Annotated in this window: 11 protein-coding genes; 3 read left to right on the forward strand and 8 right to left on the reverse strand. The window is 50.6% G+C overall.

The genetic code is table 11. The annotated features are described in order from the left end of the window. Positions 1-166 precede the first annotated feature (166 nt). Genes AC0YN0_RS19850 through AC0YN0_RS19860 form a run of 3 tightly spaced genes read right to left on the reverse strand, consistent with a single transcriptional unit; the run spans position 167 to position 3532 of the window. Positions 167-1546: a sugar phosphate nucleotidyltransferase gene (locus tag AC0YN0_RS19850; RefSeq protein ID WP_475822791.1), complete on the reverse strand. Its 1380-nt coding sequence runs from the start codon at positions 1544-1546 to the stop codon at positions 167-169. Positions 1547-1559: 13 nt separating this feature from the next. Further along, a complete protein-coding gene (locus AC0YN0_RS19855) occupies positions 1560-2705 on the reverse strand; it encodes a glycosyltransferase family 4 protein (protein ID WP_475822792.1) in 1146 nt (381 codons plus the stop codon). Positions 2706-2719: 14 nt separating this feature from the next. Next, a complete protein-coding gene (locus tag AC0YN0_RS19860; RefSeq protein ID WP_475822793.1) occupies positions 2720-3532 on the reverse strand; it encodes a DUF6492 family protein in 813 nt (270 codons plus the stop codon). A 181-nt stretch (positions 3533-3713) separates the two neighbouring features. Here AC0YN0_RS19860 and AC0YN0_RS19865 point away from each other — a divergent pair, with 181 nt between their 5' ends. The 3 genes from AC0YN0_RS19865 (at position 3714) to AC0YN0_RS19875 (ending at position 6473) form a co-directional block, all read left to right on the forward strand. Continuing rightward, complete coding sequence (locus AC0YN0_RS19865) at positions 3714-4358, forward strand: LysE family translocator (protein ID WP_475822794.1); 645 nt, start codon at positions 3714-3716, stop codon at positions 4356-4358. Positions 4359-4429: 71 nt separating this feature from the next. After that, a complete protein-coding gene (locus AC0YN0_RS19870; protein WP_475822795.1) occupies positions 4430-5407 on the forward strand; it encodes a BadF/BadG/BcrA/BcrD ATPase family protein in 978 nt (325 codons plus the stop codon). Between the two features lie 7 nt (positions 5408-5414). Further along, a complete protein-coding gene (locus tag AC0YN0_RS19875) occupies positions 5415-6473 on the forward strand; it encodes an MJ1477/TM1410 family putative glycoside hydrolase (protein WP_475822796.1) in 1059 nt (352 codons plus the stop codon). A 255-nt stretch (positions 6474-6728) separates the two neighbouring features. Here the strand turns inward: AC0YN0_RS19875 and AC0YN0_RS19880 are convergent, their stop codons facing one another. From AC0YN0_RS19880 to AC0YN0_RS19900, 5 genes are all read right to left on the reverse strand, one after another. Continuing rightward, positions 6729-7787 carry an ABC transporter substrate-binding protein gene (locus tag AC0YN0_RS19880; RefSeq protein ID WP_475822797.1) on the reverse strand — a complete coding sequence of 353 codons (1059 nt, stop codon included), beginning with the start codon at positions 7785-7787 and terminating at the stop codon, positions 6729-6731. Between the two features lie 26 nt (positions 7788-7813). After that, complete coding sequence (locus tag AC0YN0_RS19885; RefSeq protein WP_475822798.1) at positions 7814-8674, reverse strand: ABC transporter permease; 861 nt, start codon at positions 8672-8674, stop codon at positions 7814-7816. Next, complete coding sequence (locus tag AC0YN0_RS19890; RefSeq protein ID WP_475822799.1) at positions 8674-9468, reverse strand: ABC transporter ATP-binding protein; 795 nt, start codon at positions 9466-9468, stop codon at positions 8674-8676. Before AC0YN0_RS19890 ends, AC0YN0_RS19885 begins: the two co-directional genes overlap by 1 nt. 306 nt (positions 9469-9774) lie before the next feature. Beyond that, on the reverse strand, positions 9775-10341 hold the full coding sequence (locus AC0YN0_RS19895) for a class I SAM-dependent methyltransferase (protein WP_475822800.1): 567 nt from the start codon (positions 10339-10341) through the stop codon (positions 9775-9777). Positions 10342-10357: 16 nt separating this feature from the next. After that, positions 10358-12385 carry a methyl-accepting chemotaxis protein gene (locus tag AC0YN0_RS19900; RefSeq protein ID WP_475822801.1) on the reverse strand — a complete coding sequence of 676 codons (2028 nt, stop codon included), beginning with the start codon at positions 12383-12385 and terminating at the stop codon, positions 10358-10360. Positions 12386-12392: the final 7 nt, after the last annotated feature.

A 12392-nucleotide genomic window follows, 5' to 3' on the forward strand; every position in this document is an offset into this window, starting at 1 on the left:
CCGGATAGAAGTTAAGCAGCAGGTATGTGAATACGGTTATAACAACGATTAATTCGATAATAAAGATAAAGATAACAGCTCACCTCTTATAGAGAAATCTGCCGGGCTGACGCCAGGCAGCGAGTCTATTATCAATCATATAATAAATGACGGCCATAAGTCCAAATTATGCCTCTGACCGCCCCAAGCCCTCATAGCTCAGCGCGCTTTCCCAGGTCTCAGCTAAGCTTACTTCGTCTTCTTTAAGCAAGCTTCCTCCGATGTCGTTCTCTATAATGACAAGCGTCCTTAAAGCCTTCGCCCCATATCTGGTGCCGCTTGCTATATGAAGCACATCCCCCGCTTCGATTCGCCGCAGCTCGCCGTTGCACAGGAACGAGCCTTCACCCGACGCCACGGTCCATACCTTCGTCCGCTTTATATGCATCATATACGCGGTATGCCGATCTGCCTCGATCTCCAGCTTCCTCGTGACGACTTCTCCCCGCTCGCCTCTCGCATGATGCAGAACGCTCATTTTCCCCCACATCTTCTCTTCATACATCGGATAGGGAAGAGCCGTTCCGAGCTTCTCCTTGATCAGGCTCGACTTGTCTTTGCGGGCGACTAGAATACCGTCTGCGCTGGCGGCTACTATAATATTCGGTACGTCGATAATATGGATTGGACTCGATAGCTCGTTGATCAAATGGGTGTGCTCTCTGCTGTCCGTTATATCGCCGAGTCCGACTATGGCGCTTCCCATATGGCCGGTTAGCGTGTTCCAATTCCCTAGGTCGTCCCAAATTCCGGCATAAGGCAATACGATAGCGCGAGCAGTCTTCTCGACAATTTCATGGTCGAAGCTGATTTCCGGCAGTCCTTCATAGAGGGCGTTCCAATCCTTATATTGCGTAGGAAAGTTCCTCTCTCGCAAGGCATCCAGCATGAACTGCAGCGAGAACGCGAATACACCGCAATTCCACATGGCCCGCTTGCGGATTAGCCGCTTCGCCAGCCGCTGATCCGGCTTCTCGACGAACTGCTCAATTGGAATATATCCGCTCTCGTCGCCCCCCTTCTTCGGTACAATGTAGCCATATTGCTGGCTTGGATAGGTTGGCGGCGTGCCGATCAGCGCCAGATCGGCACCCGACGCAGCAAGAGCGGCCGGCATTTGGCGCAAGGTGGCGAAGAAGTCCGCTTCTACATAGGCGTCGGCAGGAATGACACAGATCGTCTCGTCCAGCGGTACGCCTAATTCGGAATGAAAGTAGCTGGCGGCCAGCGCGATTGCCGTGAACGTACCGCGCTTATAGGATTCGGTCAGCAGCGGGATACGGTTGCCGATATGGTTTTTGGTTATTTCCGCTTGGCTCTTATGGGTCATAATATAAGCCGATTGCAGCAGTCCCGCCGCTTCCAACTGCTTGCTTATACGCTGGATCATGGACTCCATGCCGCCGGCTCCGTCAGGCAGAAGCCGTAAATAGATTTTGGACCGTACATCGTTGGACATCGGCCATAGCCGCTTTCCTGAACCCCCCGACAAAAGCACCACTCGCATCTTTCATTCCTCCTTATTGCAGCTTTATTCCCGATTCTATTCCCGATCCTCTGCCTACTATTTGATTGACTGCCCGCTTCATCGCCGCGCCCGAGCTTCCCCAAGTCATCTTCCGTACATCACGCAATCCTTGCTGTCCCTTCTGCTTGCATAGCCATGGATGATCGTAAGCGTATTTCATCTGCCGCTTCAAGCTTCCGATGTCCGCCTCCGCCCATTGCTGCCCGCTCTCTGCGAACAAATGGCGGAACGAGCGCGAAATGGCATGTTTGCCGTTCATCTTAGAGGAAGGGTTAACGAGTTTATAATTGACCAAGAAGGAATTGCGCTTCGAAAGAAAATCCATATGACCGCCCCATCCCGTGGCGATAACCGGCGTACCGCTTGCCAATGCTTCAAGAAACGGCAGTCCGACGCCTTCCCCGCGAGTCGGCAGCACGAAGGCATCCCCGAGCGTATAGATGCCAGCAACCTGCCGCTCGCTTATATGACGTGCAATAACCACAATCGGCGCTGTTTGCTTAACTATGCCAAGCTTCTTCTTATAGCTGGAAATCTTATTCTTGATCCACTGCTCGGTTTCGCTGCTGCTATATCCGCTGGTTTTAATAACGAGCAGCACTTTATCTTTGGCCGAGAACTGCTCCCAGTAAGCTCTGAGCAAAGCCTCGGGGTTTTTGCGATGCTGGAAGCCGAATACCGATACGAACACGAATCGACCCTTGGCCTCGCTAAGAGAAAGCTTCTTAGCTCCCGGACGATACTTCTTCGTATGCACGCCATGCGGCACAACATAGATCGGAACCTTCACTCCGCTTGCCCGCAGCGCTCTCTTATTCTGCAGCGAAGGAATGAACACCGCGTCAAACTTGTTGATGTTAGCACGCCATCGCTTCGGTATTCTAGTCGTCTCCCAAACGGTGTTCAATATAATCGGTTTATAATAAGGCCTAAGCTTGCCGAATTGGATCGTGTCCGCGGTATGGTGATAAATCAATGGTCTGTGAGCGCCATCTGGCAAAACTTTGCGATGTTTGGCAGCTCCCACCTTGACGTTAACTCCCTGCCTTCTAAGCGCATGTACGTATTCTCTGCTCGCTATGCCCGTTCCACTCTTCCTGCCTATCGGCCCTTCCCATACAACCGTAAGTTTCGACACGATGCGGCCGCCTTTCATTTTCGTTTGTAAACTTCGCGCTTGTGGAATGATAAAGAACGGTATTTGTCGCTCATCTCGGTCCATTTTTGTTGCGACATGCGCCGAACACTCATTTGAAGCCCCTTATTGCGGTTCGTTGTCAGAACAAGCCTATCCCGATAGCGGGTGTACAAATAATTGCCGTACGTCTCGTACTCTGAGAAACCGAACTGCCTCTTCCTATCGACGCTGTCTAGAATAGCTTGGTACCACTTCTTGCCGTGCAGCTTCTCCATGTATCGCTTCATCTCGGCCAGCTTAGTCCGTTCGAACAGCATATAATGCGTCACGAAGGATCGCTTGGCCGTTACCCGCTGCTTCATTAACCTGCGATACGAATTGAAATATTCGTCTTGGCTCCAATTCCGGCAATACAGCACGGTTTTCCCGCCGTTCCGGAAGTTATGGCGACGAATAAGAACCGTATCTGCATCTATGACGAGGAAGAAATCTTCCTTGCAAATGCGATCGCCGCTTAGCTTTAGCAACTGCTGATAGAGCCAGCCTGCGCGTTCCCACTTGGCAGAATGGTATTGAATATCGTTTTTTGTAATAGGAAGCACTGTCTTCTCGTCGACGAATATGCAGCCCTTCTTGCGGCACAGCTCCATGATCGACCCCTTGCGCGGAGAAACGATATAGATATTGCTAATCGCATTAACCGACTGCTTGCGAACAGCATCGATGACGAAGGGCAGTGTCTCCAAATCTTTCTCGATCGCGGGAATAAGCACGTCGATCCGGGGGTTACGTTCATTCCGCGACTGTCCAGTTTGAACAAGCGACATCGCTCTCAACTCCATTTCGCAATTATTTGCTTATCATATGCGACCCTGAAAGAGATTGAATGGGCAAAGGAAAGAGAGTAGATGAAAGAGGCTTATTGCCAATCATAGATTGATAGATTGTCATGCTATGCAGCCGGAAATGCAGGCGTGTAAAATAAAGAAAGAGAGGATAGATGTAAGGGTGGAATTATGGCTTCCGTTTGTTCAAGGTTTCTTGTTCTCGTTATCGCTTTGCTTCGATTTAGGTATCGTAAATGTCGCAATTATTAAGACGGGGATGGAGCGTGGCTTCAAACCATCGTTCATGATTGGGTTCGGCTCCTGCTTCGGGGATTTATTCTACTTGTCACTAGCACTGCTCGGTGTGAGCGTCATATTTGAGATTGCAGTCATCAAATGGCTGTTTTGGATTATCGGATCCGGCGTGCTGTTCTACTTTACTTACAAAATGTTCCGCGAGACATGGCGACCGCGCGAGCTTCCTATAGACGCAGTTATAGCAGCCGAACGGCCGCTGTTTCGTGACTGGCTTGCCGGTGCGGGTCTTGCCGTCTCCTCGCCTACCGTCATTGCTTGGTTCGCATTCGCGGCAGGAACGCTGCTCGCCACATTCAATCTGTCGGACCGCAGCGCATTGCTCGTATTCATAGCTGGATTTTTTACGGCTGGACTTCTTTGGTCGCTTGGCGTAGCACTCGCGAGCAGCTTGTCCGGCGCTTTTTTCAAGGAAAAGATCGTGAGAGTGCTGTCCTTTGTCTCCGCTATTTTGTTTCTCTATTTCGCTATTAAAGTATTTTGGGACGGGCTGCGCGATGTCATAGGGTAGAAGGACAAACCATTCCGCAATCTGCTAAACTAGTCATTAACGAAATGAACAGAAAGAATGGAGCTGATGGAATGACGGCAATGAAGGAAGTAGTCATTGGCATTGATGGCGGCGGGACTTACACTCGCGTAGCAGTGGCTGATCTATCAGGAAATGTAAGAGCATCAATTGTTGTCAATGGCGCGGCCTCGTTCCACAAAGATTTGGCTGCGGCAACGAACGTCCGGCAAGCGATTGTCTCGGCCCTTGCGGAAGCAGGCGCCGAGCTGCATCAGGTTCGCGGTGTTGCCGCGGGCATTGCGGGCTATGACTCCCCTGCTGATTTGGAATGGGTGGAGCAGTTGACCGACGTGCCCGGTCTAGACTGCCCTAAGTGGCATGTCAATGATACGGTAGCCGCTCACTATGGAGCGCTTATGGCGAGGCCGGGCATTGTCGCAATTGCAGGCACAGGATCGAACATATTGGCCATTACCGAGAGTGGACAAGCCATTAGCAATTATAACTTTCATCATTATGCGGCAAGTGCAGCACGCTTCATCGCTTATGACGCCGTGTATGAAGCGCTGGCAGGACGTACGGACGCATCAGACGGCGAGCTTATAACCGCCATGCTTAACCATTGGAATTGCTCTACGCTGGATGAGCTCGCATCGCTTGCCCGCAGCGGCTTCGAAGAAGACGCCAGAGAGAGAAATCGCAGATTCGGCCAATTCGCTCCCTGCATCACTTCCGCGGCGGAAGAAGGCGCACCTCTTGCCGTTCGTGTGTGCGATCGCTCAATCGAGCAAATGGTTGTCGGCATCGAGCTGCTCGCCCGCTCCTTCGAGTCGGAAACCATTCCGGTCTCCTTCATAGGCAGCGTTGCCAACAGCCCGTACTTCCTCCGTACGCTTGCGGCGAAGCTCACATTAGGGCGAAATCGGAGCTATTCCGTCACTGAGCCGTCTCTCCCCCCTGTCGCAGGCGCCATACTGCTTGCGCTGAGGCGGCTAGACATTCAGATCGACGAAGAGAGCTTGCAGCAGAAGCTCATCGCGGCGGGTTAATACGACTATGCGCTATTGGCTAATCGGTCTCACCGTCGTCGTCCTGGGCACAGCATCCGTATTCCTCTATTTATTCTTTAACACCAAGTCATTGGAGGGACGTTACGAAGAACGAGCTGAAGAGCGCCAGACGTGGCTGTATCAGCTGCAAAATTTTGTGCCTGAGCAAGCGGCCGACAGCGGCTATTCCCTTGCTGTCATCGATCCGACCGAGGACGGGACAGATGAGACGAGCTACAGCAAAGAGCGGATTGAAGCTCTTAAGACTGCCGGTGTCTCCCCGCTTGCTTACTTAAGCATCGGCGAAGCGTCCTACTTCCGTACCTATTGGCAGGACGAGTGGGGACAATTCCGTGACGGCGCACTCCGCATCGAGAAGGAAGCCCCGGCGTGGATGGGCACAGTAGCCAACCCGAATTGGCCGGAAAGCGTCAAAGTTCGCTATTGGGATGAGGCATGGTGGAACAACATCATACGCCCACGTCTTGACGCTATTATCGAGGCCGGATTCGACGGCTTATATATGGACATTGTTGACGCCTATTATTATTGGGGCCAAGCTGAGAGCTATGGCGAGGGGCTCGAAGAGAAGCGTGAAGGCGATCCTATCGATGAAGAAGATTCAGCGAGTCGCATGATCGCCTTCGTACAACGAATTGCCGAGTATGCTAGAGGCAAAAACGAATCGTTTCAGATTTTCCCCCAGAACGGGGAAGGAATCATTAAGTACGATGAGGACGGTCAATATATGTCCGCAATCGACGGCATCGGCATCGAAGACCTATGGTTCAACGAGACGAAGCGGCAAAAACAAGACGAAACCGATTACCGCTTAGCTTATATCCGTCAAATAGCAGACGCAGGCAAGCGCGTATTATCTGTTGACTATGTCGATCAGCCTGGCGGATTCCCTTTTATGAACAAAATTCGTATTTTGCGTTATGCGGTCCTCTGTCAATCCGAAGGGTTCTATTGTTACGCCGGGCGCAGCAACCGCGAGCTTGATATCTTGAACGTCATTGCCGGTGTTCAACCTGCGGGACGTCCAAGTTCGCTTATGAAATAAAGGGATTTTCTCCTGTTAATTATTGAGCATGATCCCAAGAATTTAGAATAACAGGAATTTCTCCAGTTCATTTCATCAGTAATACACATCAAACCGAGAATTGGGTACATTAGCGGGAGTAATTCCATCTATTTGATCAAAATGAACGTGGAGCGCCGCAATAACGGGAGAAATTCCAGTTCATTTGTAATTTCCTCATAGAAACAACAAGAAGACCGGTCGCATACGCGAACCGGTCTTCTATAGCTCTGCCTCTTATTTCGCTGGCAAGAACTCTGTCGTAAAGATTTCTTTCGCATCGAACTTCTCTTTCAGCAAGCCGAGATCCGCGAGCTGCGTGATCAGTGTCGTCCAACGCTCTTCGGTCATGTAGCCGAAGCCATGCTCGGCAGCATCGCCGCCGTATACGAAGCTCGTTTGCGCTTCGCCTTCGAAGTTCAGCGCGTCAAGCTCGATGTTCGGGTTCGCCGCATGAATGACTTCGTTGATTTCCGCCGCGGAATCCTTATAGGACATCCAGCCCTCGGAGAACGCTTTGACGAAACGCGCAACCGTCTCTTTGTTTTTCTCCAAGTAGTCTTTCGTTACGAACAATACGATGTTGTACGGGTCATAACCCGCTTCGGAGATCAGAATCGTCTTCGTCTTCACGCCTTCCTTCTCAAGGAAATACGGCTCGGAAGTGACGAACGCTTGACTTACCGATTCCTTATCGGCAATGAAGTTAACATGCTGCCCGTTATATGCAACTTCCTTCGCTTTGCTCAGATCAAACTTGCTCTTGAGGAAGTCCCAGTATGTAATACCAGGCTGAATGTAGACCGAGCGGCCTGCGAGGTCATCGAACGACTGGATGTCCGCATTCTCATGGAACATAAGCGCTTGCGGGCTGCCTTGCAGCGCCGCTGCTACGCCCACCAGCTCGATGCCTTGGTTTCTAGCGATAACCATTTGGTCGGCATGCACAAGACCGAAATCCGCTGCGCCGGAAGCGACGATCTGAATCGCCGATACTTGCGGGCCGCCCGGTTCGATTGTAACGTCAAGCGCGTTGTCCTTGAAGATACCTTTCTCTTGCGCCGCATATACGCCGCCATGCTGTGCTTTCGGGAACCAGTTGAGGACAAGCTTCACTTTCTCCACAGGTACATCTGTTGCAGCCGGTGCATCCGTAGCTGCTCCGTTTGTTGCTCCGTCCGTTGCCGCAGGAGCGTTCGTCGGTTCGTTGTTGTTGCCTCCGCCGCCGCAAGCCGCTACGAATACCGCCACCAATAGACACAAAATAAGTACTTTACCCTTTTTGAAATGTTGCATGTTCTCTCTCCTCCGCCTATATCTATTTATTTTTCAACCTTCATAGCCGACTCATGCCATGATCCCAATACCCACTTGGCAAAAATGCTGACTATTAGATAAAACCCAATACCTAGAATGGCGGCAGCAATACCGCATGCGAATAGAAATGGCGTCTTCACTTGAATGGCAGCGACCGTGATCGCATATCCGAGACCGCCCTTCCCTCCGCCAATACCCGCGACGTATTCACCAACAATGGCGCCTACGATCGACAGCGTGCAGGAGATTTTTAGACCAGCCATAATGTAAGGCATTGCAGCCGGAATGCGCAGCTTCAGCATTTTCTTCCACTTGGAAGCGTTGTATAGCGTGAATAGCTCATCCATGTTCTTGTCTACCGAGTTCAGACCCATAAGCGTGTTAGAGATGATAGGGAAGAAGCCGATCAAGAACGAAATGACGACAATGGATTTGTACCCCGCTCCGAACCAGATGACGACAATCGGCGCGACCGCGACAACGGGAATCGTCTGCAAAATAATCGCATACGGGTAAATGCTTCGTTCCATAATCTTGGAGCTGGCGAGCAGTACGGATAATAGGATGCCTATGACCGCGCTAACCGCAAATCCGATTAGAGATTCGACAACCGTAATTTGAATAGCCGCAGTCAGAATACTCCAGTCCTCTATAGCAGCTTTATACACATCCGATGGCTTAGGGAAGATGAAATGCTTCAGCCCCAGCATCGACGGGATAATCTCCCATAACGTAATGAACACGATAAATGCGATAATCGGGCCGAGATAATAGTGCTTGAAGCGATGCCAGCCTTGATTCTTCTTTACCATCTCCCCCACGGGAACAATGGCCTTGCCAGCCGTTTCGACACTTGAGATCGACATTATCCCAGCTCCCTTCGGTCTGCCCCATGCTCCAGATGGCTCGATGCCAAGTCCACATATTCGGAAAACTTCGGTGTCGTTCTCATTCCAAGCTCGCGCGGATAAGTAAGGTCTACATCGATAATGGACGACACTCTTCCCGGACGGGCCGACATGACGACGATCTTGGAGGATAGGAATACCGCTTCATAGACATTGTGCGTAACGAACAGCACGGTCATCTTCTCTTTCTGCCAAATATCGAGCAGCTCCATTTGGAGCGACTGACGCGTTATCTCGTCGAGCGCAGCGAACGGTTCGTCCATCAGCAGAAGCTTCGGCTTTGCAGCCAGCGCCCTGGCAATCGACACGCGCATCTTCATGCCGCCCGACAACTGCCTCGGGTGAGCCTTGATATGATCCTTCAAGCCGACCATCTCCAGCACATGAAGCGCCGTTTCCTTGTTCTCCTTGCGGCTTCCGCCCCGAAGCTCCATCGGCAGTACAACATTGTCCAGCACAGTGCGCCATGGGAGCAGATTAGCGTCCTGGAAAACGAAGGCGATGTCATTCGATTCGCGAACGAGCTGCTTAGGCGATTTACCATTCACCGTCACCTGGCCCGTCGTTGGCTCCACCAGACCCGCTACCATCCGGAGTGCCGTCGACTTGCCGCAGCCTGATGGCCCTAGAAAGCTGACGAACTCTCCCTCTTGAATCGTAAAATGAATGTCGTTGAGCGCTAACGTTCCGGTACTAAACATTTTGCTCACATGCTCGAAGGCTACCAGTTGCTTCTCCGCTGTTCCCGCCATACGTCCCTCTCCTTTGCGCTAATCGTTATCGGCATCTATTCAATCAGATCGATTATTGATTACGTGTTAAGTTAAGTAACATATTAGCATCGTAATTTGCCTGAAACAATATTCAGAGTAGCCAAATATGCGAAAATTGTTTGTTCACTGTATCCAAAACGGCATTGTTATGTTAGGTTTATGTCCGATAATCGCCTTCCAACATGTTGCTCATCATCAAAATATCACATAAACAACAAACTCAGAAAACGCAAAGAGGCCGCCCCAGCCATATACAATGGCTTGTGGGACAACCTCTATTCCACCCTACTCCGATATTCGATTAGGCACATCGTAAAGGTATACGGGCGTGCGGTAAACATCGCTGCATACGATAACCCCGTTCGGTTGCCAATCCGGCAAAGCAAAACATACGCTAATAATACGCGCTCCCGGCTTAGCCCTCTCTTTGAAAATACCGCTTAACCGCTTCATAGCACCGGGGTAGAGGTAGCAGACGATGACATCAGCTTGCTCGTACGCTTCCTTGTAGATGTCTCCTCTGCGGAAGATGACGTTGCTCCGCCATAATGCAAATCTGGCCAGTTGCGAAGTCCATAACGGGAGCGAAGCATTTTCAACGCCTTCGACCATGCTCCCTTTGCACCTCTCTGCGATATGCAGCGCAAGATGCCCCCAACCGGAACCAGCTTCGATGACTCTCACCGGTTCGTTCATTCGGCCAATCACTGTAGACACGGCTCTGCGGGCCTGCGCCGAAGAGGGCATCGGCGATATGCCGTTGCGCCAGCTTCTGTAGACGATCGAGACGAGTCCAATCAGCACAACTCCCGCAACAATAGTCATGAACGTACTATAGAACGTAGAGCTCACCCCGCCTCACTCCTGCCTAATTAACCTTGAATTTCGATGCAGCCTCCGCCAAATCTTTGGTAAGGGAGTCGATTGTTTCAACCATTCCGGCAAGCTGCTGGGCCATTGCGGATTGCTCTTGCATCGTAGCCGTGACCTCTTCTACGGAAGCCGATACTTCCTCTCCCGTTGCCGACAAGCTCTGAGCTGACTCCATGACGTCGTCCTTGTCGCGTTCCATTTCCACGACGCGGCCGGACATTTCATGGATTTCATCCGCGATATGCGACACGTTCTCGAAGATGGCTTGGAAAGCGTCCTTCGTTTCTTCTACATATTGCTCTTGCAGAGCGGAAACATTTCGAATTTCCAATACGCTGGCATTGTTTTCTTGAACGAAGCCAAGGTTCTGCCCGATAATCTCGTTAATTTCCTGAGACTGCTTCGTGCTTTGCTCGGCTAGCTTACGAATTTCCGCCGCGACCACGGAAAAGCCCCGCCCATGCTCGCCCGCTCTGGCCGCTTCAATAGAGGCGTTCAAAGCAAGCAAGTTCGTTTGGCCCGCAATATCCTTGATCGCCCCCGTAATTTGGCTAATGTTGGTGGAGCTGTGCTGCAACTTAGCTGTGATTTCCGAAATTTTTTGAACCTCATGCTCGTTTTGCTCTTTCACTCGAATCAGGTTCTCAATAACTTCGCGGCTTTGATGGAAAATGTCTACGATTTTTTCGGCTTCCCCTTTAATCAAATCCGTTTTCTCCCGCAGCGAAACAAAGCTTTCTCCGAAGCCGTGGAATTTGTCTACGATTTGCTCGGTGTCTTTCGATTGCGTTTCCATTGCCCTTGCGATCTCTACGCTCGTTGTTGTTGTTTCGGTAATCGAAACGGCCGTTTGCTTCGCAGAAGTATCCAGCTCATTGGTGCTTACCTTCATGATCCCGATGGACTGGTTCATGCTGCCTATCAATTCCTTGCTGTTAAGAACCATCATATTAAAACTGTCCGCAAGATCCTTGAATTCGCTCTTGTATTTCGCGTCATCCCTTACCGTCAAATCGCCGGCCGCCATTTGCTTGAACAGCTTTGACAGATTAATAAGCGGTCTCGTCATGCCGCGAGAAATAAAGATGCCCACTGCAATAGCGAGAAGGATGGCCGCCAAGGTCACGACAATCAAGTCTGTCATCATTTCTCTGACAGGCTCGTTAATATGTTCATAGGATTCAGTCAAAGTGATGACGAAGTCGGCATCAGGAATTTTCGTGAAGCTTATGATACCGTTCCCGCTTTCTGCGTTTCCTTGAATGGGGGATCCCGCCGCCCTTTCTTTCAACCATTCGTCAAGACCCGGCGAGTTCAATTTCTGACCCACGCTGTCGGGATTCACATTGTCGTATATCACTATGCCCGAGCGGCTTAATATAGATAGGCTTCCCTCCGTCTTCACGCGCTCCAGCTTTTCAACAAAAAACGATGCGTCAATCGTCCCGTTGAAAACACCCATTACAAGTCCCTTCTCACTAATAATTGGCTCTGTAAAAGGAATAACCAGTTTCCCGGTGCTTTTGGAAATGATCGCATCGCTAATAAACGATTTGCCTTTTATCGTCTCCTGAAAATATTCCCGGTCCGTCCGATCGCCTCCGACATCGCTCTCGGATGACGAAGCCACAATAATCCCATTCGCATCTATAAGTTGAAAGGATTGAAAGCCCTTTGTTTTTTCGAGACCCGATTTCAATATACCGTTGGATTGCGTCAACAGCTCATTGCTCGGCGAGAAAAATTGATCGTCCGTCATCTGTCCAGCGTTTCTGATCGTCAACAACGACTTAAATGTAGTGTGATCTGCAGCCAATGCCACGCTCTGTCTTTCTGACAATACAGAAGACCATAAGTTCTCGCCGATCAGCGTTCCGCTGATCAACAAAGACTCTTTGCTTTCTTTGAACAGCAGATCCGAATTGCTCTGATAAATCATCGTCGCCGTGCCAGCGAAGACAACTGCCACCAGCAATGAAATGTAAATCGGCAGCTTCCATTTCAATGATACGTTTCGTTTCAAAAAATTG

This window comes from Paenibacillus sp. J22P218 (assembly GCF_056269195.1).